Genomic DNA, 25,216 nt, shown 5'->3' on the forward strand with positions numbered 1-25,216 from the left:
AGTATACTGTTTTCCCGTCCTGGTTATTCCACCGTCTTTAAACCTAAACTCTCAGGTTCAGCATGACAACGAATTATATTTTTGTGACCGGCGGGGTCGTTTCCTCTCTGGGTAAAGGCATTGCCGCAGCCTCCCTCGCAGCCATTCTCGAAGCCCGTGGTCTGAACGTGACCATCATGAAGCTGGACCCGTATATCAACGTGGATCCAGGCACCATGAGCCCGACGCAGCACGGTGAAGTTTTCGTCACTGATGACGGCGCTGAAACCGATCTGGATTTGGGTCACTACGAGCGCTTCATCCGTACCAAAATGTCGCGTCGTAATAACTTCACCACTGGCCGTATCTACTCAGAAGTCCTGCGCAAAGAGCGCCGTGGCGACTATCTGGGCGCAACCATTCAGGTTATTCCGCACATCACCAACGCCATCAAAGAACGCATTATTGAAGGCGGTGAAGGTCATGATGTGGTGCTGGTCGAAATCGGCGGCACGGTCGGGGATATCGAATCACTGCCGTTCCTGGAAGCGATTCGCCAGATGGCCGTTGATGTGGGCCGCGAACACACCATGTATATGCACCTGACGCTGGTGCCGTATATGGCAGCTGCCGGTGAAGTGAAAACCAAACCGACCCAGCACTCGGTGAAAGAGCTGCTGTCGATTGGTATTCAGCCAGACGTGCTGATTTGCCGTTCTGACCGTGCCGTACCGGCCAACGAACGCGCTAAAATCGCCCTGTTCTGTAACGTCCCTGAAAAAGCGGTTATCTCGCTGAAAGACGTTGATTCCATTTACAAGATTCCTGGCATGCTGAAATCGCAGGGCCTGGATGACTATATCTGCAAGCGCTTCAACCTGAATGCACCGGAAGCCAACCTGGCCGAATGGGAGCAGGTGATCTACGAAGAAGCCAATCCGGGTGGTGAAGTCACCATCGGTATGGTGGGCAAGTATGTTGAATTGCCGGATGCCTACAAGTCGGTAATCGAAGCGCTGAAACATGGCGGCCTGAAAAATCGCGTCACCGTGAACATCAAACTGATCGATTCGCAGGATGTTGAATCACGCGGTGTCGAATTACTGAAAGATCTGGATGCGATTCTGATCCCGGGTGGCTTCGGTTACCGTGGCGTGGAAGGCAAGCTGATGACCGCGCAGTATGCACGTGAAAACAACGTGCCGTACCTGGGCATCTGTCTGGGCATGCAGGTTGCGCTGATGGAGTTCGCCCGCAATGTCGCCGGGATGCCGGGCGCCAACTCCACGGAATTTGTGCCAGACTGTAAATATCCGGTGGTGGCATTAATCACCGAATGGCGTGACGAAGATGGCAACGTCGAAGTCCGCAGCGAGCAGAGCGATCTGGGCGGCACCATGCGTCTGGGCAGCCAGCAGTGTCAGTTAACGCCGGGCAGCCAGGTTCGCCAGCTCTACGGCTCTGACACTATCGTTGAGCGCCATCGCCACCGCTATGAAGTGAACAATATGCTGTTAAAGCAGATTGAAGCAGCCGGTCTGCGCGTAGCAGGTCGCTCTGGTGATGATCAACTGGTTGAGATTATCGAGATCCCGAACCATCCGTGGTTTGTGGCCTGCCAGTTCCATCCTGAGTTTACCTCGACCCCACGCGACGGCCATCCGTTGTTTGCCGGCTTTGTTAAAGCCGCACATGAGCATCAGAAGCGTTTAGCGAAGTAAGTTTCACAGGCAGCGCGCGAACTTTTCGCGCGTTGCTTGTCTTAGGATTGACTAACTTGTACTGAGGAAAATCGTAATGTCCAAAATCGTAAAAGTCATCGGTCGCGAAATTATCGACTCACGTGGTAACCCGACTGTTGAAGCTGAAGTGCATCTGGAAGGCGGTTTCGTAGGCCTGGCAGCTGCGCCATCAGGTGCCTCTACCGGTTCACGCGAAGCGCTGGAACTGCGTGACGGTGACAAATCACGTTATCTGGGCAAAGGCGTAACCAAAGCCGTTGCTGCAGTAAACGGTCCGATTGCTGAAGCGGTAAAAGGCAAAGACGCGAAAGATCAGGCGAACATCGATAAGATCATGATCGACCTGGACGGTACTGAGAACAAATCTAACTTCGGTGCTAACGCCATTCTGGCTGTTTCACTGGCAGCCGCTAAAGCTGCTGCAGCCTCTAAAGGTCAGCCGCTGTATGAGCACATCGCTGAACTGAACGGCACCCCAGGCAAATACTCTATGCCACTGCCAATGATGAACATCATCAACGGCGGCGAACATGCCGACAACAACGTCGACATCCAGGAATTCATGATCCAGCCGGTTGGCGCTCCGAACCTGAAAGAAGCCATCCGTATGGGTTCTGAAGTGTTCCACAGCCTGGCAAAAGTGCTGAAAAGCAAAGGCATGAGCACTGCTGTGGGTGACGAAGGCGGCTACGCGCCTAACCTGGGTTCCAACGCCGAAGCACTGGCGGTTATCGCTGAAGCGGTAAAAGCAGCAGGCTACGAGCTGGGCAAAGACATCACCCTGGCGATGGACTGTGCGGCATCTGAGTTCTACAAAGATGGCAAATACGTTCTGGCCGGTGAAGGTGGCAAATCGTTTACCTCTGAAGAGTTCACCCACTTCTTGGAAGATCTGACTAAACAGTATCCGATCGTTTCTATCGAAGATGGCCTGGACGAATCTGACTGGGACGGCTTCGCTTACCAGACCAAAGTACTGGGCGACAAAATCCAGCTGGTGGGTGATGACCTGTTCGTTACCAACACCAAAATCCTGAAAGAAGGTATCGATAAAGGTATCGCTAACTCCATTCTGATCAAATTCAACCAGATCGGTTCTCTGACCGAAACTCTGGCTGCGATCAAAATGGCGAAAGACGCGGGCTACACTGCCGTGATCTCTCACCGTTCAGGCGAAACCGAAGATGCGACCATCGCTGACCTGGCGGTAGGTACTGCAGCGGGCCAGATCAAAACCGGTTCAATGAGCCGTTCTGACCGTGTTGCTAAGTACAACCAGCTGATCCGTATCGAAGAAGCGCTGGGTTCTAAAGCGCCATTCAACGGTCTGAAAGAAGTTAAAGGTCAGTAATGACTGTGCGTTGATGTCGCGCTAAGTGACATCATCGGCCCCTGAAGCCCCGCCTTGTGCGGGGCTTTTTGTTGGTGGCGGTGTGCAGACGCAGATGGCAAGGCCCGATCGCATAAGCGGCATCTCTGCCGGCCCGGTCCGCGCGATTACGTACCTCATCCCTGAGGTGCGACCATTACCGGGCCAACGCTTTGCGTTGTTCAAAAACGCTCCCGGCGTTTTTTTCCTGAGCGGGGGACGCTTTGCTCTTCGGTCCTGGCCATCCACGTTTTGAGCCTGTTAGCCATCTGAAGCCCCTCTTTTGTGTTTTGTCCGGCGCGGAGAAAAGGCACAACGCGTGGTTGAGCTGCGCGGCAAATCTGCCATAATCAGCGCCCTGTTTTTTTCAAGCGAGTCCGTAATGCAATACCCGATTAACGAAATGTTCCAGACACTGCAGGGCGAAGGTTATTACACCGGCGTGCCTGCCATTTTCATTCGTTTGCAGGGATGCCCGGTGGGCTGTAGCTGGTGCGATACCAAACACACCTGGGAAAAGCGGACAGATCGGGAAACGTCGCTGGGCGATATTTTGATCAAGACGGTGGAAAGCGACGCCTGGGGTGATGCCGACGCGGCGACCCTGGTGAGTGCCATTGCGCAGCAGGGCTGGACGGCGCGTCATGTGGTGATCACCGGTGGTGAACCTGCGATTTACGATCTGCGTCCGTTAACCACTGCGCTGGAGCAGCACGGTTTCCAGTGCCAGATTGAGACCAGCGGAACCCACGAAATCCACTGTTCCGAACGGACCTGGGTGACCGTCTCGCCGAAGGTCAATATGCGCGGCGGCTACGATGTTCTGCCCCAGGCGCTGAGCCGGGCCGATGAAATCAAGCATCCGGTAGCGCGCGAGCGTGATGTGGAAGCGCTGGATCTGCTGCTGGCAGGCATTGATGACACCAAAGCGCGTATCATCGCCCTGCAGCCGATCAGCCGCAAAGATGATGCAACCCGGCTCTGTATTGAGACCTGCATTGCCCGTAACTGGCGTCTGTCGATGCAGACCCATAAATATCTCAATATCGCCTGATCCTGATAAAGCGGCACGCATTGAGCCGTTAACCACAGGGAAGCGTTGAGCGTCAGAGGCGGGATGGAGAGAAGCCGCGTCGGATCGAAGAGTTCGATCCGACAGGGTTAGCCGCGGTAAACGCAGCCTGCGGTGCAGGTTTCTTTGATCATCACCGCGCTTAGCAGCGGCAATTGCGGCTTCATCTGATCCCAGATCCATTTCGCCAGCACTTCGCTGGTGGGATTTTCCAGGCCGGGAATATCATTCAGATAGTAGTGGTCCAGCCGATTGTAGACCGGCTTAAACGCCGCTTTCAGCTCAGCAAAATCCATAACCCAGCCGGTATGCGCATCCACTTCGCCGGTAATCTCCAGACGAACCAGGAACGAATGACCGTGCAGACGGCCACATTTGTGTCCGGCCGGCACATTCGGTAAATGATGCGCGGCTTCGAACTGGAACTCTTTAAACAAGGTGGTAGACATAGTGGTTCTCAGACATTAAAAAACCGCTGAATTCTACCTGATTACCGCTTTTTTCGCACCCGCCCCGCACAAACCGAACCTTTTCCTGCGCGTTTATACAGTGGCGTCCAGCTAATTAACTGATATATCACCGCTTTGCTTACCACTTTTAACGATTATTCCTACCTGGAAAACCATTTAGTCATTTTGGTTATTTGATATGTCGAAGGTGTATTTAATCGTTAATATACGGACCGGTAACCTACGCACTCTTCCGCCATTTTACGGTCCGGACTTCTGATACTGGAATTTTTAACGCGATGACGACTCAGGCACCTGGTTCAATGCTTCCGCTCTCCCCGGAACAACTCGCTCGCTTACAGGCGGCGACGACAGATTATTCCCCGACTCAACTGGCGTGGCTGTCAGGCTATTTCTGGGGCAGGGTGGAACAGACCCCGGGTAGCGCCGTCGCCAGCACTGCATCTGCTCCGGCTCCGGCCGAAGCGCCCGCCATTACGCTGCTTTCCGCCTCCCAGACCGGCAACGCACGTCGTCTGGCTGAGCAGTTGCGTGATGACCTGCTGGCCGCAAAGCTGAACGTAAACCTGGTGAATGCCGGTGATTACAAGTTCAAACAGATTGGCCAGGAAAAAATGCTGGTGGTTGTAACCTCCACGCAGGGCGAAGGCGAACCGCCGGAAGAGGCGGTGGCGCTGCATAAATTCCTGATGTCTAAAAAGGCACCGAAAATGGAGGGTGCCGCCTTCGCGGTGTTTGGCCTGGGCGACACCTCTTATGAATTCTTCAGTCAGGCGGGTAAAGATTTTGACAACCGACTGGCGGAGCTGGGCGGCGAGCGTCTGCTGGATCGCGTTGATGCAGATGTTGAGTATGCGGAGCAGGCTGCCGCCTGGCGCAATGCACTGACGGAAATTCTCAAGAAACGCGTGCCGACCGAATCCCCGGCGCAGGCTGCGGCGACAGCAGCCGGCAGCGTCAACGAAGTCACCACCAGCCCCTATACTAAAGAGTCGCCGCTCAGCGCGAGTCTTGCGGTGAATCAGAAAATTACCGGACGGGACTCAGATAAAGATGTGCGCCATATCGAAATCGATCTGGGCGATTCCGGTCTGCGCTACCAGCCTGGCGATGCGCTGGGCATCTGGTATGAGAACGACGCGGCGCTGGTCAGCGAACTGCTGGAGCTGGTCTGGCTGAAAGGCGATGAGCCGGTAGAGGTTCAGGGGAAAACCCTGCCGCTGGCGGAGGCGTTGCAGAAGCATTTCGAGTTGACGGTTAACACCGCGCAGATCGTGGCGCAGTATGCCCAGCTGTCACGCAACGCGGAGTTGCTCTCACTGGTGGATGATAAAGCCAGGCTGCAGCACTATGCGCAGCACTATCCGATTGTGGATATGGTGCGCCTGGCACCGTCCGAACTCAGCGCTGAACAGCTGACCGGACTGCTGCGACCGCTGACGCCGCGACTCTACTCTATCGCCTCTTCGCAGGCTGAAACCGATACCGAAGTGCATATCACCGTCGGTGCCGTTCGCTTTGATATTGAAGGTCGCCAGCGTGGTGGCGGTGCATCGACCTGGCTGGCCGATCGCATTGAAGAAGAGGGCGAAGTCCGGGTCTTCATCGAGCACAATGACAATTTCCGCTTGCCGGCTAATCCGGATGCGCCGGTGATCATGATTGGCCCGGGCACCGGCATCGCGCCGTTCCGCGCCTTTATGCAGCAGCGCGACAACGACGGTGCCGGCGGCAAAAACTGGCTATTCTTTGGTAATCCGCACTTCACCGACGATTTCCTCTATCAGGTGGAGTGGCAGAAATATGTGAAGGATGGTCTGCTGACTCATATCGACCTCGCCTGGTCGCGCGATCAGGCAGAGAAGATTTACGTACAGGATAAGATCCGCGCGAAAGGGGCCGAAGTGTGGCGCTGGATTGAAGAGGGCGCGCATCTTTATGTCTGTGGCGATGCGAATCGTATGGCAAAAGACGTCGAGCAGGCATTGCTGGATGTGGTGGTCGAACACGGCGGAATGGATCGTGAAACGGCCGACGAATTTTTAAGTGAGCTGCGCATTGAGCGCCGTTATCAGCGAGACGTTTACTAATGAGCGATAAACACCCTGGACCGCTGGTTGTAGAAGGCAAATTAGCAGACGCTGAGCGTCTGAAGAAGCAGAGCAACTATCTGCGCGGCACCATTAAAGAAGATCTGGAAGAGGGTCTGACCGGCGGTTTTACCGGCGATAACTTCCTGCTGATCCGTTTTCACGGCATGTACCAGCAGGACGATCGCGATATTCGTGCCGAACGTGCTGAGCAGAAGCTGGAGCCGCGCCACGCCATGATGCTGCGTTGCCGCTTGCCGGGCGGCATCATTACGCCGACTCAGTGGCTGGCCATCGACAAATTTGCCACCGATAAAACCATCTATGGCAGCATCCGTCTGACTAACCGTCAGACCTTCCAGTTTCACGGCATTCTGAAGAAGAACGTCAAGCCGACGCATCAGATGCTGCATGAGGTGGGGCTGGATGCGCTGGCGACCGCCAACGACGTCAACCGTAACGTGCTCTGTACCTCGAACCCGGTTGAGTCGGAGCTGCATCAGGAAGCGTATGAGTGGGCGAAGAAACTCTCTGAGCATCTGCTGCCACGCACCCGTGCCTATGCAGAGATCTGGTGGGATAAAGAAAAAGTCGCCACCACCGACGAAGAGCCGATCCTCGGTGAAACGTATCTGCCGCGTAAATTCAAAACCACCGTAGTGATCCCGCCGCATAACGACGTGGATCTGCACGCCAACGATCTGAACTTTGTCGCTGTCGCCGAGCACGGCAAGCTGGTGGGCTTTAACCTGCTGGTGGGTGGCGGGCTGTCGATTGAGCACGGTAACAAAGCGACCTATGCGCGCACCGCCAGCGAGTTTGGCTATTTCCCGGTGGAGAAGATCCTCGACGTCGCCGAGGCGGTGGTCACGACGCAGCGCGACTGGGGCAACCGTACCGACCGTAAAAACGCCAAAACCAAGTACACCCTGGAACGCGTTGGTGTCGAGACCTTTAAAGCCGAAGTTGAAAAACGTGCCGGTGTGACGTTTGAGCCGATCCGTCCTTATGAGTTCACCACCCGTGGCGATCGTATTGGCTGGATTAAAGGCATCGACAACAAATGGCACCTGACGCTGTTTATCGAAAATGGTCGCCTGCTCGACTATCCGGGCCGACCGCTGAAAAGCGGCATCGCTGAAATTGCAAAAATTCATCAGGGCGATTTCCGCCTGACCGCTAACCAGAACCTGATTGTGGCGGGCGTGCCGGAAAGCGAAAAAGCGCAGATTGAAGCGATCGCGCGCGAACATGGTCTGATGGATCGCGTTACGGCACAGCGCGAAAACTCGATGGCCTGCGTGGCGTTCCCGACCTGTCCGCTGGCGATGGCAGAAGCCGAGCGCTTCCTGCCTGCCTTCGTGACCAAAGTGGAAGGGATCATGCATGCGCATGGCGTTGGTGATGAGCACATAGTGTTACGCGTTACCGGTTGTCCCAACGGCTGTGGCCGTGCCATGCTGGCTGAGCTGGGTCTGGTGGGTAAAGCGCCAGGTCGCTACAACCTGCATCTGGGTGGAAACCGCAGCGGAACGCGTATTCCCCGCATGTACCGTGAAAACATTAACGAAAGCGAAATTCTCGCCACCATTGATGAGCTGGTGGGACGCTGGGCCACTGAGCGCCAGGCCGCGGAAGGCTTTGGTGACTTCACCATCCGCGCGGGCATTGTTGCGCCGGTGCTGGACCCGGCACGCGATTTTTGGGAGGAAGCAAAATGAGTCACCCCGACCTCGCAGCACTGAATGAGATGTCCAAAGTCCAGCGTGCTATGGCGCTGGCCGCGACCAATGCGCAGTTGGAGAAGTCATCAGCGGAAGAGCGGGTCAGCTGGGCGCTGGAGAATTTGCCGGGTGCCTATGTGCTCTCCTCCAGTTTCGGTATTCAGGCCGCGGTGTCGCTGCATCTGGTGACGCGTCTGCAGCCCGATATTCCGGTGATCCTGACCGACACCGGCTATCTGTTCCCGGAGACCTATCGTTTTATTGATGAGCTGGCGGACCAGCTCAATCTCAACCTTAAAGTGTTCCGCGCCGAAACCTCACCGGCCTGGCAGGAAGCGCGCTACGGCAAACTGTGGGAGCAGGGCGTCGAGGGGATTGAGAAATATAACGAGATCAACAAAGTTGAGCCGATGAATCGCGCCATTGAAACCCTGGGCGCGCAGACCTGGTTTGCCGGATTGCGCCGCGACCAGTCGGGCAGTCGGGCGAATCTGCCGGTGCTGGGCGTCCAGCGTGGCGTCTTTAAGCTGCTGCCGATTATCGACTGGGATAACCGCCAGATTCATCAGTATCTGGAACAGCATAAGCTGAAGTACCATCCGCTGTGGGATGAAGGCTATCTTTCCGTGGGCGATACCCATACCACCCGCAAGTGGGAACCGGGTATGGCAGAAGAAGAGACGCGCTTCTTCGGTCTCAAGCGCGAGTGTGGTCTGCACGAAGGCTGACGCAGGACTTCTCTCCCCCAACACAGGGAGAGAAGTTTTTCGCTGCAGTCAGGCGGAAAGCTAAGCGCCTTTTAATCCGGCAAACGCCTCTGCTGCACGGGTCACATTCACTTTCGTCACCTCATACTCTGCCACCGTGACAAACGGATCTTCCGCTAAAATTGCATCCAGCTCTTCTCGCTCCATTTCCCTGACCAGCAACATGCCGCCCGTGCGCGGATCTTTACGTCCCGCTGCAATAAAAAAGCCCGCGTCAAAATAGCGATCCAGCCATTCGATATGGGCTGCCAGCAGCGCTTCAACCTCTTCTACCGGACGAACGTAATTCAGAAAGACCACGTACATGTCAGATCCTTACACTTTGGGATTGGTCAGTTCACTGAGCAGCGGCAGCAGCACGCGAACGCTGTCGCGGGTTCGCAAGGTTATCTGCCCCGGCAGCCAGCGGTCGAGATAGCTCAGATTATCAAGATCAGTCTGATGGCGGGTAACGCCATCAGGAAAGTGGGGACTGCGATGACGCTGCAGCGCACCATCTTTATTACCCAGCGTCCAGTTGCTGGCGGTCACATCCAGCAGCGGAAAGCCCGCCTTGTCGAAGGCATTAAGAGCGTCAAAGTCTTTACGGTTCAGCTGATGACTGGCGGCGGGAATGCCCTGCTGACGTGCCAGCAACAGGGCACGTTCGCTGGTCTGCTTGCGTACCGCCCGGGGCGTATTCATGCCGCTGTTAAAATAGAGATGATCGCCGGTGATCAGGCTATTCAGATCGATGACCAGCAGGGTATTCTTCTTCTCACGCGTGCTCATCCGCTCAACATAATCATCCATGCCGTGCAGATCTGCCTCTCCGGCGCTCAGCGCCACAAAGCGTATGCCGTAGTGCAGCGGTTTGTGGCTCAGCTGCTGCGCCAGCTCCAGCATCACGCCAAGACCCGATGCATTATCATCGACGCCCTGCAGGCGTAAGCCGCCCAGATTGTGCTGGGCCTGGCTGCTATTTTGCGGCGTCCAGGTATCCAGATGTGCCACGATCAGAATCTCCTGCGGCACGCTGCCGGCACGCGCGGCAATCACCGAGGTTGCCGTGAGCTTATGCCAGCGCTGTGTGCCGTCCTCTTCCTGCCACTTATAGCCAGTCCTGAACTGGCGGGTATTGGTCTTATAACCCAGCGCGGTAAATTGCTGTTGCAGGTAGTCGGCTGCCATCAGCTCAGCCGGGCTGCCGCTCATCCGGCCAGGAAACAAGGTGGCGATATGCCGGACCTGCTGTTCGGCAAACTGACCAGGCGGAGTAGCCAGAGCCAGCGGGGAAATGAGTGCGCCAAATAAAATTGTCGCTACCCTCAAGCGGAGGGAATAAAACATAGTGCATCCTTTTTCATTATTCGGGAGCCGTTCCGCATGGGGGCCATGGCCAGCCATGCCGCGCGCATTATATCCTTTTTGTCCCGTGACTTTGTTAGTGGAATCGGGCGCTGTCACTATCGAAAGGCGTAACGGACCATTATCGCTGGCACTTATCTGCTTTTGCTGCCGCAGGTGTGGCTTTCAATATGTGAGCCTGTTCACGAAAAAGCCATTATATTTCATCTGTTAAGACCAAATTGTTCTGTGCTTTGCGGCGTCGTTATTCCATTCGGTAACTACTCATTCCAATTCGTAATTTCATCTGGATAAACCCAGCGACGTATAGTCGCGTTAATACAAAGTTAAAACATCAGGGTTAACGTGGACTATTTGCCTCTTTTTGCCGATCTTTCTGGCCGCCCGGTTTTGGTTGTCGGCGGGGGAGATATTGCGGCGCGAAAAATTGAACTGCTGCGCCATGCACGCGCGCGCGTTCTGATCGCATCTCGTGAACTCTGCCCTGAACTGCAGGCACTGCTGGATAAGCAGGAGCTGGAGTGGCTGGCGACCGAATTTGACCCGGCCCAGCTGGATGGCGTTTTCCTGGTGATTGCCGCGACCGACGACAACCATCTCAACAGCCAGGTGTTTGAAGCCGCCAACGCGCGGCATAAGCTGGTTAACGTGGTGGATGACCAGCCAAAATGCACCTTTATCTTCCCCTCGATTGTTGACCGCTCACCGCTGGTGGTGGCGATCTCCTCCAGCGGCACCGCACCGGTGCTGGCACGCATGCTGCGTGAAAAAATCGAAACGCTGCTGCCTGCCAGTCTGGGTCAGATGGCTGAAGTGGCCGGACTCTGGCGCGATAAAGTCAAACAGCGCTTCAGCCGCATGTCTGACCGTCGGCGCTTCTGGGAACGCGCTTTTGACGGCCGGTTCGCCAGTGAGATGTCTGCCGGTAACGTCGAAGAGGCGAAACGCACGCTGGACCGTGAGCTGCAGGAAGAGCCGACCCGTCAGGGCGAGATCTTTCTGGTGGGTGCCGGGCCGGGCGACAGCGGCCTGCTGACGCTGCGTGGCCTGCAGGTGATGCAGTTAGCCGATGTGGTGCTCTACGACCATCTGGTCAGCGAAGAGGTGCTGGACCTGGTGCGCCGCGATGCCGACCGCATCTGCGTCGGCAAGCGGGCCAGCGCCCATACGTTGCCGCAGGAAGAGATCAATCAGATGCTGGTTTCACTGGCGCTGAAAGGCAAGCGCGTCGTGCGCCTCAAGGGCGGCGATCCCTTTATCTTTGGCCGCGGCGGCGAAGAGCTGCAGGCGGCTCGTCAGTCGGGGGTGCCGTTCCAGGTGGTGCCGGGCGTCACCGCGGCAGCCGGAGCGACAGCCTATGCCGGTATTCCGCTGACCCACCGCGACTACGCGCAGAGCGTGATGTTTATTACCGGTCACTGCCGTCCCGATGGGGATGACATTGACTGGCCATCGCTGGCGCGTGCGCGTCAGACGCTGGCGATCTACATGGGAACCGTTAAAGCCGCTGCCATCAGCGAGGCGCTGATTCAGCACGGTCGCGCGCCATCAACGCCGGTGGCGGTGATCAGTCGCGGCACCCGTCCGGATCAACAGGTGCTGACCGGTACCTTAGAACAACTTGAGGCGCTGGCCGCCTCGGCACCCACTCCGGCGCTGCTGGTGATCGGAGAGGTGGTAAATCTGCACGGGCAACTCGCCTGGTTTAAACATTCAGCACAGCAGGGGGCTCGCGAGTCCGCCGTTGTCAATCTGGCTTGAGGGAAAATCATGGACCAAAAACGACTCACTCATCTGCGTCAGCTGGAGGCGGAGAGTATCCACATCATTCGCGAAGTGGCGGCGGAGTTCAGCAATCCGGTGATGATGTACTCCATCGGCAAAGACTCCTCGGTCATGCTACATCTGGCGCGTAAAGCCTTCTACCCAGGCACGCTGCCCTTCCCGTTGCTGCATGTGGATACCGGCTGGAAATTCCGTGAAATGTACGAATTTCGCGACCGCACCGTGAAAGCGATGGGTGCAGAGTTGCTGGTTCACCGCAACCCGGAAGGCGTGGCGATGGGCATCAACCCCTTTGTTCACGGCAGTGCCAAACACACTGACATCATGAAAACCGAAGGGCTGAAGCAGGCGCTGAACAAATATGGTTTTGATGCGGCCTTTGGCGGCGCACGTCGTGATGAAGAGAAGTCACGCGCCAAAGAGCGTATCTACTCATTCCGTGACCGCTTCCATCGCTGGGATCCGAAAAACCAGCGCCCTGAGCTGTGGCACAACTACAACGGTCAGATCAACAAGGGTGAAAGCATCCGCGTCTTCCCGCTGTCGAACTGGACCGAACTGGATATCTGGCAGTACATCTTCCTGGAAAACATCGAGATTGTGCCGCTCTATCTCGCCGCACCGCGTCCGGTGCTGGAGCGTGATGGCATGCTGATGATGATCGATGACGATCGCATCAACCTGCAGCCGGGTGAAGAGATCACCGAACGGATGGTCCGTTTCCGTACGCTCGGCTGCTGGCCGCTGACCGGCGCGGTAGAGTCTGAAGCGCAGACGCTGCCGGAGATCATCGAAGAGATGCTGGTTTCCACCACCAGCGAGCGTCAGGGCCGCATGATCGATCGCGATCAGTCCGGTTCGATGGAACTGAAAAAACGTCAGGGTTATTTCTAAGGAGACGCCAGATGAATACCGTAATTGCACAACAGATTGCCGACCAGGGCGGCGTTGAAGCCTGGCTGACCACGCAACAACACAAGAGCCTGCTGCGTTTTCTGACCTGCGGCAGCGTTGACGACGGAAAAAGTACCCTGATTGGACGTCTGCTACACGACACCCGTCAGATCTATGAAGATCAGCTCTCATCGCTGCACAACGACAGCAAACGTCACGGCACCCAAGGCGAGAAGCTCGATCTGGCGCTGCTGGTGGATGGTCTGCAGGCTGAGCGTGAGCAGGGCATTACCATTGATGTGGCCTACCGCTACTTCTCGACCGAAAAGCGTAAATTTATTATCGCCGACACGCCGGGACATGAGCAGTACACCCGTAACATGGCGACCGGCGCGTCAACCTGCGATCTGGCGATCCTGCTGATCGATGCGCGTAAAGGCGTACTGGATCAGACCCGCCGCCACAGCTTTATCTCGACGCTGCTGGGGATCAAACATCTGGTGGTGGCGATCAATAAAATGGATCTGGTGGAGTACAACCAGGAGCGCTTCGAGCAGATCAAACAGGATTACCTCGACTTTGCTGCGCAGCTGCCGGAAGACCTCGATATCCGCTTTGTGCCGATGTCGGCGCTGGAAGGGGATAACGTCGCTTCTGCCAGTCAGACCATGCCGTGGTATAGCGGCCCGACGCTGCTGGATGTGCTGGAGACCGTGGAGCTGAAGCGCGTCGTCGATCATCAGCCGATGCGCTTCCCGGTGCAGTATGTCAACCGTCCGAACCTCGATTTCCGTGGCTATGCCGGCACCCTGGCGTCGGGCAGCGTGCAGGTAGGCCAGCGCGTTAAAGTGCTACCTTCTGGCTTGGAGTCGGCCATTGCCCGCATTGTGACCTTTGATGGCGATCTGCAGGAAGCGGGTGCAGGCGAAGCGATTACCCTGGTGCTGCAGGATGAGATTGATATCAGCCGTGGCGATCTGCTGGTGGATGCCAGTGAAGATCTGGCAGCGGTTCATTCTGCCAGCGTTGACGTGGTCTGGATGGCAGAACAGCCGCTGCAGGCCGGTCAGAGTTATGACCTGAAAATCGCCGGTAAGAAAACCCGTGGCCGGGTAGAGAAGGTGCTGCATCAGGTCGAGATCAACTCGCTGGAGACGCGTCAGGTCGATACGCTGCCGCTGAACGGTATTGGTCGCATTGAGATCACCTTTGACGAACCGATGGTGCTCGACAGCTATCAGCAGAACCCGGTGACCGGCGGCATGATCTTTATCGATCGCCTGAGCAACGTCACCGTGGGTGCCGGTATGATCCATCAGCCAAACCATGATGCCCCGGTTAATACCGGTGAGTTCAGCGCGTTTGAGCTGGAACTGAATGCGCTGGTGCGCCGCCACTTCCCTCACTGGAATGCGCGCGACCTGCTGGGCGGTCAGTAATGGCTCAGCACGACGATAACGTGGTGTGGCATGATCATCCGGTGACACGCGCCTCTCGCGAACAGCAGCATGGCCATCAGGGCGTGGTGCTGTGGTTCACCGGGCTTTCGGGCTCGGGCAAATCCACCGTTGCCGGTGCGCTGGAGCAGGCGCTGCACCGTATCGGCGTCAGCACCTATCTGCTGGATGGTGACAATGTGCGTCACGGCCTCTGTCGTGACCTCGGTTTCAGCGATGATGACCGTAAAGAGAATATCCGTCGCGTCGGTGAAGTGGCGAAACTGATGGTGGATGCCGGACTCGTGGTGCTCACTGCCTTTATTTCGCCGCATCGCGCCGAGCGTCAGATGGTGCGCGATCTGCTGGAGCCGGGACAGTTTATCGAGGTATTTGTCGATACGCCGTTAGCCGTATGTGAAGCGCGCGACCCGAAAGGGTTGTACCGCAAAGCGCGCGCCGGTGAACTGCGTAATTTTACCGGTATCGACAGCGTCTATGAGGCGCCCGATAGCCCGGAAATCCAGCTGGATGGCGAACAATTGGTTACAAAACTGACCGCCCAATTGTTAGACCTGCTGCGTGACCGCGATATCATCAGGTCCTGAAGAGATAGCGGCAAATCGTTTCTGATTTGCCGCCCTCGCGCCAACAGGATGCCTATGCAGAACATTACCCCAATGCTCGCCCGAAAAGATGACTCCTCCCCGGATGAGCCGCGCTCATTGCTGCCGGGCGGCGTTATCGGTTTTCTCGCTTACTGGTGCGCGCTGGCGATCCCTTTCCTGCTGTTCGGCTCTAACACGCTGTTCTTCTTTCTTTATACCTGGCCATTCTTTCTGGCGCTGCTGCCGGTTGCGGTGGTCACGGGTATCGCGCTGAATACGCTGCTGAGTGGACAGTGGCTGTGGGCCGCGCTCGCCACGGTGATCCTGGTAGTCACGCTCTTCTGGTTAATGTTCTCTTTTCTCTCTGGCTGGTAAGCCGTCAGTGCGCCCGCGCTGATGTGCAAACGCATCGGCAGGTTACAAATCTTTTCCCGTCTGAATCGGTACTGATTCATATTTTGCGCAGACGCGCAGCAAAGCGCGCCATTTTCTCCGCTGGTGTGGAGTCCTGTGCAAAGTTATGGGATGATTGGGCCGTTTTTAGGGGGCGGGATGGGAAAACTGACGTTACTGTTATTGGTGCTGCTTGGCTGGCTGCAATATTCATTGTGGCTGGGGAAAAATGGCATCCATGACTATACGCGCGTCAATGATGATGTCGCGGTGCAACAGGCAAACAATGCCAAACTGAAATCGCGAAACGATCAGCTGTTTGCCGAAATTGACGATCTCAATGGCGGCTCGGAAGCGATCGAGGAGCGTGCACGCAATGAACTGGGCATGATTAAGCCCGGTGAGACTTTCTATCGTCTGGTGCCTGACCAGAACAAACGCAACGCGCAACAAGCTGCGCAAAACCAACAACGATAAAACATGAACACTCTGGCCTCCCTTGCGGATGTGATTGCCGTAGTGCCCGCTGCCGGGATCGGCAGCCGCATGCAGGCAACCTGTCCGAAGCAGTATCTGACGATTGGTCAGCACACCCTTCTGGAACACAGCATTGCTCGTCTGTTTTCCCATCCCGCTATCAAACAGGTGATTGTCGCCCTCAGTCCTGATGACCAGCACTTCGCTTCACTGCCGCTGGCACGCGATCCGCGCGTGCTCAGGGTGACAGGCGGAGAGACCCGCGCCGAATCGGTGCTGGCCGGATTGCAGGCCGCACAGGGTTCCGCCTGGGTGCTGGTCCATGACGCCGCGCGTCCCTGTCTGCATCCCGACGATCTCCAGCAACTGCTCAACGTGCGTGAACAGAGCCACGTTGGCGGGATTCTGGCCGCGCCAGTTCGTGACACCATGAAACGGGGCGAGCCGGGTAAAGCCGCGGTGGCGCATACCGTAGAGCGCGACGATCTCTGGCACGCCTTAACGCCGCAATTTTTCCCTCATGCGCTGCTCACCGCCTGCCTGACGCGGGCGCTGGCAGAAGGCGCAACCATCACCGATGAAGCTTCGGCGCTGGAGTATTGCGGCTACCACCCGCTGTTAGTCAGCGGACGCAGTGATAACATCAAAGTCACCCGGCCAGAAGATCTGGCGCTGGCGGCTTTTTATCTGAGTCAGATTCAATTAAAGGAGAGCGCATGATGCGTATCGGTCACGGTTTTGACGTTCACGCCTTTGGCGGAGAGGGTCCGTTAGTGATTGGCGGTGTGCGGATCCCGTTTGAGCAGGGTTTTATCGCCCATTCCGATGGCGATGTGGCGCTGCATGCGCTGACTGACGCGCTGCTGGGCGCAGTAGCGATGGGCGATATCGGCAAGCTATTTCCTGACACCGATCCGGCCTTTAAAGGGGCGGACAGCCGCGGCCTGCTGCGTGAGGCCTGGCGCCGTATCGAAGCCAAAGGCTATCGCATCGGTAATGTCGACGTCACGATTATTGCTCAGGCACCGAAAATGCTGCCGCACGTGCCACAGATGCGGATCAATATTGCAGAAGATCTGGGCTGCCATATGGATGCGGTCAACGTCAAAGCGACCACCACCGAGAAGCTGGGCTTTACCGGGCGCGGCGAAGGCATCGCCTGTGAAGCGGTGGCGTTAGTCCTGAAAGCTGACAGCCAATGATGCTGAATTACCTGCACGGTACACCCGTGGCCTCCGGCGTGATCAAAGCCAATCCGGAAGATTTCGTGGTGGTTGAAGATCTCGGTTATGGCGCGGATGGTGAAGGTGAGCACCTGCTGGTGCGCATCCGTAAAGTGGGGGCCAATACCCGCTTTGTGGCGGAGGCACTGGCGAAGTATCTCGGTATTCATCAGCGCGACATGAGTTACGCCGGAATGAAAGATCGCCATGCGGTGACGGAACAGACACTCTGTTTTCGCCTGCCGGGTAATGCAATGCCCGATCTGCGCGGTTTTGAGCTGGAAGGGGTCGAGATTCTGCAGGTGGTGCGCCACAAACGTAAGCTGCGCATCGGCGCACTGGCGGGGAATGCGTTCCGGCTGATCATCCGCCAGATCAGTGATCGTGATGCGGTTGAAACGCGTCTGGCGCAGATTCGCGATGCAGGCGTGCCGAACTATTTTGGTGAACAGCGTTTTGGTCGCGGCGGCAATAACCTGGTGATGGCAGAAAAGTGGGCGCGCAATGAGATCATTATTCGTGACCGCAACAAGCGCAGCCTGATGCTCTCTGCCGCGCGCAGTGCGCTGTTTAATCAGGTGACTAGTGCGCGTCTGCAACAGCAGGGTGGGCTGACTCAGGTGCTCAACGGCGATGCGTTGCAGCTGACCGGACGAGGCAGCTGGTTTGTCGCGCAGCCTGATGAACTGGCAGAGTCACAGCGCCGGGTTAATCAGCATGAGCTGCGCATCACCGCGCCGCTGCCGGGACGGGGCGAGCCTGGCCCGCAGGCTGACGCGCTGGCCTTTGAACAGCAGGCGCTGGCTGATAAGACGCTGCTGCTGGGACTGATTGAACGTGAGAAGGTCGATGCTGCACGCCGCGCCATGCTGGTGGTGCCGCGCGATATGCAGTGGAGCTGGTGGGATGATGTCACCCTGGAACTGGCATTCTGGCTGCCAGCGGGCAGCTTTGCCACCAGCGTGGTCCGGGAGCTGCTGACCCACGCGGACTCGCCCGATCAGATTGATGAGTAATCTTCGCCGCAACCTGACCCGCAGTGTGGGTAATGTTGCGGCAAACCCCCACCGTCGTGTGATTTACGCCTACCACTTCCTTGCGCGCCTCGCTAGAATGCAAAAATCGCCGTCTATTCCTCACCTGTTGCCATGCCGTTAAAACAGGTTCCGTCACGGCGACCAGTCGAATAAAAAAAGGTCAGAACGAAATGCGGATATTGCTCAGTAACGATGACGGCATTCATGCGCCAGGCATTCAGACTCTGGCGAAAGCCCTGCGGCAGATTGCTGACGTGCAGGTTGTTGCCCCCGATCGTAACCGAAGCGGTGCCTCGAACTCATTAACGCTGGAAACGCCTCTGCGCACCTTCACCCATGAAAACGGCGATATCGCCGTCCAGATGGGGACGCCGACCGACTGCGTCTATCTGGGGGTGAATGCGCTGATGCAGCCGCGTCCCGACATCGTGGTGTCGGGCATCAATGCCGGCCCTAATCTGGGCGATGACGTGATCTACTCCGGTACGGTGGCGGCGGCGATGGAAGGGCGACATCTTGGCTTACCGGCTATCGCGGTTTCGCTCAATGGCCATCAGCACTACGCCACCGCGGCGGCCGTGACCTGCGCGCTCCTCAGGGCGCTGACGCATGAACCGCTGCGCACTGGCCGCATTCTCAATATTAACGTTCCCGATCTGCCGCTGTCTGAACTCAAAGGCATCCGCGTGACGCGCTGTGGCAGCCGCCATCCGGCGGATCAGGTGATTGCGCAGCAGGATCCGCGTGGCAATACACTCTACTGGATTGGTCCGCCAGGCGAAAAACTGGATGCGGGCCCGGATACAGACTTCGCCGCCGTGGATCAGGGCTACGTCTCTGTCACGGCACTGCATGTCGATTTAACGGCGCACAGCGCGCAGAACGTGCTCAGTGACTGGCTGGCTAAAGCTGAGGTGAACCTGGCATGGTGAATCGGCGTATTGAGACGTTGCTGTCACAACTGCGTCAGCAGGGCATCGATGATGAAAACCTGCTGAAAGCCATCAGTGAGGTGCCGCGCGAACGTTTTATCGACGAAGCGTTCGAGCATAAAGCCTGGGACAATGTTGCCTTGCCCATCGGCTCCGGTCAGACGATATCACAGCCCTACATGGTCGCGCGGATGACCGCGCTGCTCGGGCTTAATCCGCATTCGCGTGTGCTGGAGATTGGTACGGGTTCAGGTTATCAGACGGCGATTCTTGCCCATCTGGTGGACCATGTTTATTCAGTGGAACGCATCAAAGGGCTGCAGTGGCAGGCCAAGCGCCGCCTGAAACAGCTGGATCTGCATAATGTCTCAACCCGTCATGGTGATGGCTGGCAGGGCTGGCCTTCACGTGGCCCCTTCGATGCCATCATCGTTACGGCAGCACCGCCTGAAATTCCGATTGCGCTGATAGCACAACTGGCAGAAGGCGGCATCATGGTGCTGCCGGTTGGTGAAGATCAGCAGGTACTGAAGCGCCTGCGTCGTCAGGGCGAAGAGGTGATGGAAGAGACCATCGAACCAGTGCGTTTTGTCCCGCTGGTGCAGGGCGATCTGGCCTGACCCTCTTCGTATTTCTTCACAACTGTTTCATAGCACCACGTACCTGATGTTGTTACTATCCAGTTTATTCATCGAAAACGCAGATTTTATCGCGCCGCGCAGAGTATCCTGCTGGCAGATACAGTGAAACAGATAGATCAGAGTTGCCATCACGGGGGATTAATGAGCACGGGAAGCACACTTTTTCAGTTACGCCGTCTGGCGGCGCTTTCACTGGTAGGTTTTTGGCTGGCAGGCTGTAGCTCCAGCGACAACTCACAGGCACCCATCAGTCGCGTTGGCGATAATGGCGGCATGAACGCTAACCAGTCTGGAGCAGACACGAGTTCAGGCGGCGTTCCTGCCACGCCAGCCCAGGGACAAATGTTAAGCAAAAATTCAGCATCTGCCCCCGCTAATGGTGGAATGATTAGTACCAACAGCAATGTTGAGACACAAAATGGCCGGATTGTTTACAATCGCAGTTATCAGAACATTCCTAAAGGTAGCTACTCCGGCGAAACTTATACCGTTAAGCGTGGCGACACATTGTTTTACATTGCCTGGATTACCGGCAACGATTTCCGTGATTTAGCCCAGCGCAACAATGTTCCTGCGCCATATGGCCTGAATGTCGGCCAGACTCTGCAGATTGGCAATGGGTCGGGTCAGCCGATTACCGGCGGCAATCCCATTACCGTTGCTGATGCAACGCAGGGCGGCGTTCCGGCGGCGCCACAAATTAAATCGCCTGCTGTTGCACAGCAACCTGTTATTACGTATTCTGATGATTCAGGTAATTCGGGTGGCAGCAAAATGTTGCCTTCGAATGGAGCAAATGTTGCAACGACAACAGCTCCAGTCGTTACCGCACCCCCAACGGTTAGCAGTACAACCAACAGTTCAACGCCGGTCGGAAGCTGGCGCTGGCCGACTGACGGGAAGATCATCGATAACTTCTCTGCCGCCGAAGGTGGCAATAAAGGTATCGATATCGCCGGGACGCGCGGACAATCTGTGGTCGCCACTGCTTCAGGACGAGTGGTTTACGCAGGTAACGCACTCCGGGGTTACGGTAATTTAATCATCATTAAACACAACGATGATTACCTGAGTGCCTACGCCCACAACGATACAATGCTGGTCCGGGAACAACAGGAAGTTAAGGCGGGGCAAAAGATCGCTACCATGGGTAGCACCGGAACCAGTTCAGTCAGATTACACTTTGAAATTCGTTACAAGGGGAAATCCGTAAACCCGTTGCGTTATTTACCGCAGCGATAATCCGGCAGAACAAAACAGGTTTATGTTCTGCCCTGGAATCACGGGTAGGAGCCGCTTATGAGCCAGAATACGCTGAAAGTAAACGAGTTACATGAGAACGCGGAATTCGATGAGAACGGAGCTGAAATTTTTGACGATAAGGCACTCGTTGAAAATGAAGCCAGTGATAGCGACGTAGCGGAAGAAGAGTTGCTATCACAGGGTGCGACGCAACGTGTGTTAGATGCGACGCAGCTCTATCTCGGGGAGATTGGCTATTCTCCGTTGTTAACGGCAGAGGAAGAGGTCTTCTTCGCTCGCCGTGCATTACGGGGTGATATCCCTTCCCGTCGCCGTATGATCGAAAGTAACTTACGCCTGGTGGTGAAAATCGCTCGTCGTTACAGCAATCGTGGTTTAGCCCTGCTGGACCTGATTGAAGAAGGTAACCTCGGCCTGATTCGCGCCGTAGAGAAATTTGACCCGGAGCGCGGGTTCCGTTTCTCAACGTACGCCACCTGGTGGATTCGTCAGACTATTGAACGGGCGATCATGAATCAAACCCGTACCATCCGTCTGCCGATTCACATTGTGAAAGAACTGAATGTTTATCTGCGTACTGCGCGTGAACTTTCCCACAAGCTCGACCATGAGCCGAGTGCGGAAGAGATCGCAGAGCAGCTTGATAAACCAGTTGATGACGTAAGCCGCATGTTACGTCTCAACGAACGCATTACCTCGGTTGATACGCCATTAGGCGGTGATTCTGAAAAAGCGCTGCTGGATATTCTGGCCGATGAGAAAGACAACGGCCCGGAAGACACCACGCAGGACGATGATATGAAACAAAGCATCGTTAAATGGCTGTTCGAACTGAACGCCAAGCAGCGTGAAGTGCTGGCACGTCGTTTCGGCCTGTTGGGCTATGAAGCGGCAACACTTGAGGATGTGGGTCGTGAAATCGGCTTAACCCGCGAGCGTGTACGCCAGATTCAGGTTGAAGGTTTACGCCGTCTGCGTGAAATCCTGCAGGCGCAGGGCCTCAGCATTGAAGCACTGTTTCGTGAATAATCGTTAACAGTAAATCTGAGTTTGAATGCGAAAAGCGATGGTGAAAACCATCGCTTTTTTTATGTCTGCAGAAAAGTGATTTGCGGGCGAGTAAGCATCGCACCGCGCATTAACGCGGTGCGGTTGACTATCAGAGGAGCGATTTAAGACGATAAATCCAGTCGAGCGCCTGACGCGGTGTCAGCGTATCCGGATCCAGCGCCTCAAGCGCCTCCACCGCAGGCGAGGTCTCTTCAACCAGCAGCGGCAGCTGAGAGCCATCGACCGTCGATGACGCGGAGTGGTTTGAAACGGTCTCAAGTTCCTTCAGCTTATTGCGTGCCCGCTTAATCACTTCTTTGGGCACCCCGGCCAGCGCCGCTACCGCCAGACCATAGCTCTTACTTGCCGCACCCTCCTGCACGCTGTGCATAAAGGCGATCGTGTCGCCATGCTCAACGGCATCCAGATGGACGTTGACCACGCCTTCCATTTTTTCCGGCAGTGTTGTCAGCTCGAAGTAATGGGTGGCAAACAGCGTCATCGCCTTGATGCGGTTCGCCAGGTTTTCGGCGCAGGCCCAGGCCAGCGATAAACCGTCGTAGGTGGATGTTCCACGGCCAATCTCATCCATCAGCACCAGGCTGTTTTCGGTGGCGTTGTGCAGGATGTTAGCGGTTTCGGTCATCTCAACCATAAAGGTCGAGCGCCCGGAGGCGAGATCGTCAGCGGCACCGACACGGGTAAAGATGCGATCCAGCGGGCCAATCAGCGTCTCATCGGCAGGAACAAAACTGCCAATCCATGCCATCAGCGCAATCAGTGCCGCCTGGCGCATATAGGTACTTTTACCGCCCATGTTGGGGCCGGTAATAATCAGCATTCTGCGCTGGGGTGCCAGTGACAGTGGGTTGGCAATAAACGGCTCTTTCAGAACCTGTTCCACCACCGGATGACGTCCGCCGCTGATTTTAATCCCGGCTTTATCCTGCAATACCGGGCGGCAATAGTTCAGGGACCAGGCACGTTCTGCCAGATTGCTTAACACATCCAGCTCTGCCAGCGCGGCGGCACTCAGCTGCAGCGCTTCAAGATGCGGCAGCAACTGATCGAACAGCGCCTCATACAGGCTTTTTTCCAGCGACAGCGCTTTACCTTTGGAGGTGAGTACTTTGTCTTCGTACTCTTTCAGCTCCGGAATGATATAGCGTTCAGCATTTTTCAGGGTCTGACGACGGACATAGTGCATCGGTACCTGATGGCTCTGTCCGCGGCTCACCTGAATGTAATAACCATGCACGCCGTTAAAGCCGACCTTCAGGGTATCCAGTCCCAGCTTCTCGCGTTCGCGGATCTCCAGCCGGTCAAGATAGTCGGTTGCGCCATCTGCCAGTGCGCGCCACTCATCCAGCTCCGCGTTGTAGCCGGGCGCAATCACTCCGCCGTCGCGGATCAGCACCGGCGGTGACTCAATCACCGCCTGCTCCAGCAGCTCACGCAACGCGGTAAACTCGCCCATCTGCGTGCGCAGCTTCTGCAACTGTGGCGCCTCAACATCGGCCAGCAGCTGGTTAAGTTCCGGCAGTTGCTGAAACGCATGACGCATGCGAGCCAGATCGCGCGGACGTGCGGTGCGCAGGGCCAGGCGAGCCAGGATTCGCTCCAGATCGCCGACCTGACGCAGCACCGGTTGCAGCACGTCGCTGAGATTTTGCAGCTCAGCAATCGACTCCTGACGCTGGTTAATGATGCGCGCATCGCGCAGCGGCATATGCAGCCAGCGTTTCAGCATCCGGCTACCCATCGGGGTGACCGTTTTATCCAGCACCGCCGCTAAGGTGTTGTCGGTGCCGCCTGCCAGGTTCTGGGTGATTTCCAGATTACGGCGGGTGGCCGCATCCATGATGATACTGTCCTGCTGCCGCTCCATGCTCAGCGAGCGGATGTGGGGCAGCGTGGTGCGCTGGGTATCTTTGGCATACTGCAGCAGGCAGCCCGCCGCGCTCAGTCCGAGGTGCGCATTCTCCACGCCGAAGCCATTGAGATCGCGGGTGCCGAACTGCAGGTTCAGCTGCTGGCGCGCGGTATCGATCTCAAACTCCCACAGCGGACGGCGTCGCAGGCCGCGTCGCTGATCGATCAGCGACATCGCCTGGAAATCTTCGGGGTAGAGCAGCTCCGCCGGATTGGTGCGCTGCAGCTCTGCCGCCATGGTTTCCGCATCGGCAGGTTCGCTGAGGCGAAAACGGCCTGAGCTGATATCCAGCGTGGCGTAGCCAAAACCGCGCGGGCTTTGCACAATCGCCGCCAGCAGATTGTCGTGTCGCTCCTGCAACAGCGCCTCATCACTGATGGTACCTGGAGTAACGATGCGCACCACTTTGCGTTCGACCGGGCCTTTGCTCAGCGCCGGATCGCCTATCTGCTCGCAGATGGCAACGGATTCGCCCAGCTGCACCAGTTTAGCCAGGTAACCTTCAACCGCATGATAGGGCACACCCGCCATCGGAATCGGCTCGCCCGCTGACGCACCGCGCTTGGTGAGTGAAATCTCCAGCAGCTGCGAGGCACGTTTTGCATCGTCATAAAACAGCTCGTAGAAGTCACCCATACGGTAAAACAGCAGAATGTCAGGATGCTCCGCCTTGAGGCGCAGGTACTGCTGCATCATCGGCGTATGGGAAGGAAAGTCCTTTTCGGTTGGCTCTTGCATAAGGTTTTAGCTCATCTTTAATGCGGTGAATTTCTGGCGGTCAACGCCCATGAAACCGAAAGGGATTCCAGGCGCGCAGGATAATCAGATGATAACGAATAGGGCAGGGCATATGCCAGCGTGATGCACAGCCGCGATCCTGACCGGGTGTAACCTGACGGGCATCCTGGCAAATGTGGCGGCGGCTGGCGACAAAAAAGTGCCTGTTCTCATGACGCTGATGCGGGGCTGCGAGGCGGCACGCGA

At 56.5% G+C, this 25,216-nt stretch carries 23 protein-coding genes; 19 read left to right on the top strand and 4 right to left on the bottom strand.

Translation table 11 applies throughout. From position 1 onward, the window contains the following. Positions 1-62: 62 nt before the first annotated feature. The 3 genes from pyrG to queE all read left to right on the top strand — a co-directional run bounded on the left by pyrG (position 63) and on the right by queE (position 4,144). Positions 63-1,700, top strand: coding sequence for a glutamine hydrolyzing CTP synthase (gene pyrG / locus EPG66_RS18540; protein WP_010248572.1), 1,638 nt, complete (start codon positions 63-65; stop codon positions 1,698-1,700). 76 nt (positions 1,701-1,776) lie between these two features. After that, positions 1,777-3,072, top strand: a complete 1,296-nt coding sequence (eno, locus tag EPG66_RS18545; RefSeq protein ID WP_010248571.1) for a phosphopyruvate hydratase — start codon at positions 1,777-1,779, stop codon at positions 3,070-3,072. A 400-nt stretch (positions 3,073-3,472) separates the two neighbouring features. Beyond that, positions 3,473-4,144 (top strand): 7-carboxy-7-deazaguanine synthase QueE, encoded by a 672-nt coding sequence (gene queE, locus EPG66_RS18550; protein ID WP_033758767.1) that lies wholly within the window; start codon positions 3,473-3,475, stop codon positions 4,142-4,144. A 107-nt stretch (positions 4,145-4,251) separates the two neighbouring features. Here queE and queD read toward each other — a convergent pair whose 3' ends face one another. After that, positions 4,252-4,611, bottom strand: a complete 360-nt coding sequence (gene queD, locus EPG66_RS18555; protein ID WP_010248568.1) for a 6-carboxytetrahydropterin synthase QueD — start codon at positions 4,609-4,611, stop codon at positions 4,252-4,254. Between the two features lie 299 nt (positions 4,612-4,910). On the opposite strand from queD, the gene cysJ reads away from it, so the two are divergent. From cysJ to EPG66_RS18570, 3 genes are read left to right on the top strand one after another with little or no spacing between them, the layout of a single operon-like run. Next, positions 4,911-6,722 (top strand): NADPH-dependent assimilatory sulfite reductase flavoprotein subunit, encoded by a 1,812-nt coding sequence (cysJ, locus tag EPG66_RS18560; RefSeq protein ID WP_182687735.1) that lies wholly within the window; start codon positions 4,911-4,913, stop codon positions 6,720-6,722. Then, entirely contained in the window at positions 6,722-8,443 is a 1,722-nt protein-coding gene (gene cysI / locus EPG66_RS18565; RefSeq protein ID WP_031593993.1) for an assimilatory sulfite reductase (NADPH) hemoprotein subunit, read from the top strand. The genes cysJ and cysI overlap by 1 nt, the downstream gene beginning before the upstream one ends. After that, positions 8,440-9,174, top strand: a complete 735-nt coding sequence (locus EPG66_RS18570) for a phosphoadenylyl-sulfate reductase (protein ID WP_010672133.1) — start codon at positions 8,440-8,442, stop codon at positions 9,172-9,174. The genes cysI and EPG66_RS18570 overlap by 4 nt, the downstream gene beginning before the upstream one ends. 60 nt (positions 9,175-9,234) lie before the next feature. On the opposite strand, the gene EPG66_RS18575 is transcribed toward EPG66_RS18570, so the two are convergent. Both EPG66_RS18575 and EPG66_RS18580 read right to left on the bottom strand, forming a co-directional pair. Beyond that, complete coding sequence (locus EPG66_RS18575; protein ID WP_010248560.1) at positions 9,235-9,519, bottom strand: YciI family protein; 285 nt, start codon at positions 9,517-9,519, stop codon at positions 9,235-9,237. Positions 9,520-9,528: 9 nt separating this feature from the next. Beyond that, positions 9,529-10,542, bottom strand: coding sequence for an aminopeptidase (locus EPG66_RS18580; RefSeq protein ID WP_031593992.1), 1,014 nt, complete (start codon positions 10,540-10,542; stop codon positions 9,529-9,531). 363 nt (positions 10,543-10,905) lie between these two features. Between EPG66_RS18580 and cysG the strand changes: the two genes are divergently transcribed. From cysG to rpoS, 13 genes are all read left to right on the top strand, one after another. Continuing rightward, positions 10,906-12,321, top strand: coding sequence for a siroheme synthase CysG (cysG, locus tag EPG66_RS18585; RefSeq protein ID WP_182687737.1), 1,416 nt, complete (start codon positions 10,906-10,908; stop codon positions 12,319-12,321). A gap of 9 nt (positions 12,322-12,330) precedes the next feature. Further along, positions 12,331-13,239, top strand: a complete 909-nt coding sequence (cysD, locus tag EPG66_RS18590; protein ID WP_010248554.1) for a sulfate adenylyltransferase subunit CysD — start codon at positions 12,331-12,333, stop codon at positions 13,237-13,239. An 11-nt stretch (positions 13,240-13,250) separates the two neighbouring features. Then, positions 13,251-14,678 carry a sulfate adenylyltransferase subunit CysN gene (gene cysN, locus EPG66_RS18595; protein ID WP_083069951.1) on the top strand — a complete coding sequence of 476 codons (1,428 nt, stop codon included), beginning with the start codon at positions 13,251-13,253 and terminating at the stop codon, positions 14,676-14,678. Continuing rightward, complete coding sequence (gene cysC, locus EPG66_RS18600) at positions 14,678-15,283, top strand: adenylyl-sulfate kinase (RefSeq protein WP_083069949.1); 606 nt, start codon at positions 14,678-14,680, stop codon at positions 15,281-15,283. The genes cysN and cysC overlap by 1 nt, the downstream gene beginning before the upstream one ends. 54 nt (positions 15,284-15,337) lie before the next feature. After that, the gene (locus EPG66_RS18605; RefSeq protein WP_064703510.1) at positions 15,338-15,658 is read left to right on the top strand and encodes a DUF3561 family protein; all 321 of its coding nucleotides are present in this window, start codon (positions 15,338-15,340) and stop codon (positions 15,656-15,658) included. A gap of 177 nt (positions 15,659-15,835) precedes the next feature. After that, positions 15,836-16,153 (top strand): cell division protein FtsB, encoded by a 318-nt coding sequence (gene ftsB, locus EPG66_RS18610; protein ID WP_013358867.1) that lies wholly within the window; start codon positions 15,836-15,838, stop codon positions 16,151-16,153. 3 nt (positions 16,154-16,156) lie between these two features. Then, positions 16,157-16,873, top strand: coding sequence for a 2-C-methyl-D-erythritol 4-phosphate cytidylyltransferase (gene ispD / locus EPG66_RS18615; RefSeq protein WP_010248543.1), 717 nt, complete (start codon positions 16,157-16,159; stop codon positions 16,871-16,873). Further along, positions 16,873-17,355 (top strand): 2-C-methyl-D-erythritol 2,4-cyclodiphosphate synthase, encoded by a 483-nt coding sequence (gene ispF, locus EPG66_RS18620; protein WP_010248541.1) that lies wholly within the window; start codon positions 16,873-16,875, stop codon positions 17,353-17,355. Before ispD ends, ispF begins: the two co-directional genes overlap by 1 nt. Continuing rightward, positions 17,352-18,392: a tRNA pseudouridine(13) synthase TruD gene (gene truD / locus EPG66_RS18625; protein ID WP_083069946.1), complete on the top strand. Its 1,041-nt coding sequence runs from the start codon at positions 17,352-17,354 to the stop codon at positions 18,390-18,392. Before ispF ends, truD begins: the two co-directional genes overlap by 4 nt. 191 nt (positions 18,393-18,583) lie before the next feature. After that, positions 18,584-19,345 (top strand): 5'/3'-nucleotidase SurE, encoded by a 762-nt coding sequence (surE, locus tag EPG66_RS18630; RefSeq protein ID WP_003849099.1) that lies wholly within the window; start codon positions 18,584-18,586, stop codon positions 19,343-19,345. After that, positions 19,339-19,965: a protein-L-isoaspartate(D-aspartate) O-methyltransferase gene (locus EPG66_RS18635; RefSeq protein WP_010248537.1), complete on the top strand. Its 627-nt coding sequence runs from the start codon at positions 19,339-19,341 to the stop codon at positions 19,963-19,965. Before surE ends, EPG66_RS18635 begins: the two co-directional genes overlap by 7 nt. Positions 19,966-20,127: 162 nt before the next feature. Next, entirely contained in the window at positions 20,128-21,228 is a 1,101-nt protein-coding gene (nlpD, locus tag EPG66_RS18640) for a murein hydrolase activator NlpD (RefSeq protein WP_031593985.1), read from the top strand. Positions 21,229-21,285: 57 nt separating this feature from the next. Further along, positions 21,286-22,278, top strand: coding sequence for an RNA polymerase sigma factor RpoS (gene rpoS / locus EPG66_RS18645; RefSeq protein ID WP_182687739.1), 993 nt, complete (start codon positions 21,286-21,288; stop codon positions 22,276-22,278). A gap of 130 nt (positions 22,279-22,408) precedes the next feature. On the opposite strand, the gene mutS is transcribed toward rpoS, so the two are convergent. Then, on the bottom strand, positions 22,409-24,970 hold the full coding sequence (gene mutS / locus EPG66_RS18650) for a DNA mismatch repair protein MutS (RefSeq protein ID WP_064703507.1): 2,562 nt from the start codon (positions 24,968-24,970) through the stop codon (positions 22,409-22,411). Positions 24,971-25,216 lie beyond the last annotated feature (246 nt).

The organism is Pantoea pleuroti (assembly GCF_014156615.1).
GTDB lineage: Bacteria > Pseudomonadota > Gammaproteobacteria > Enterobacterales > Enterobacteriaceae > Pantoea > Pantoea agglomerans.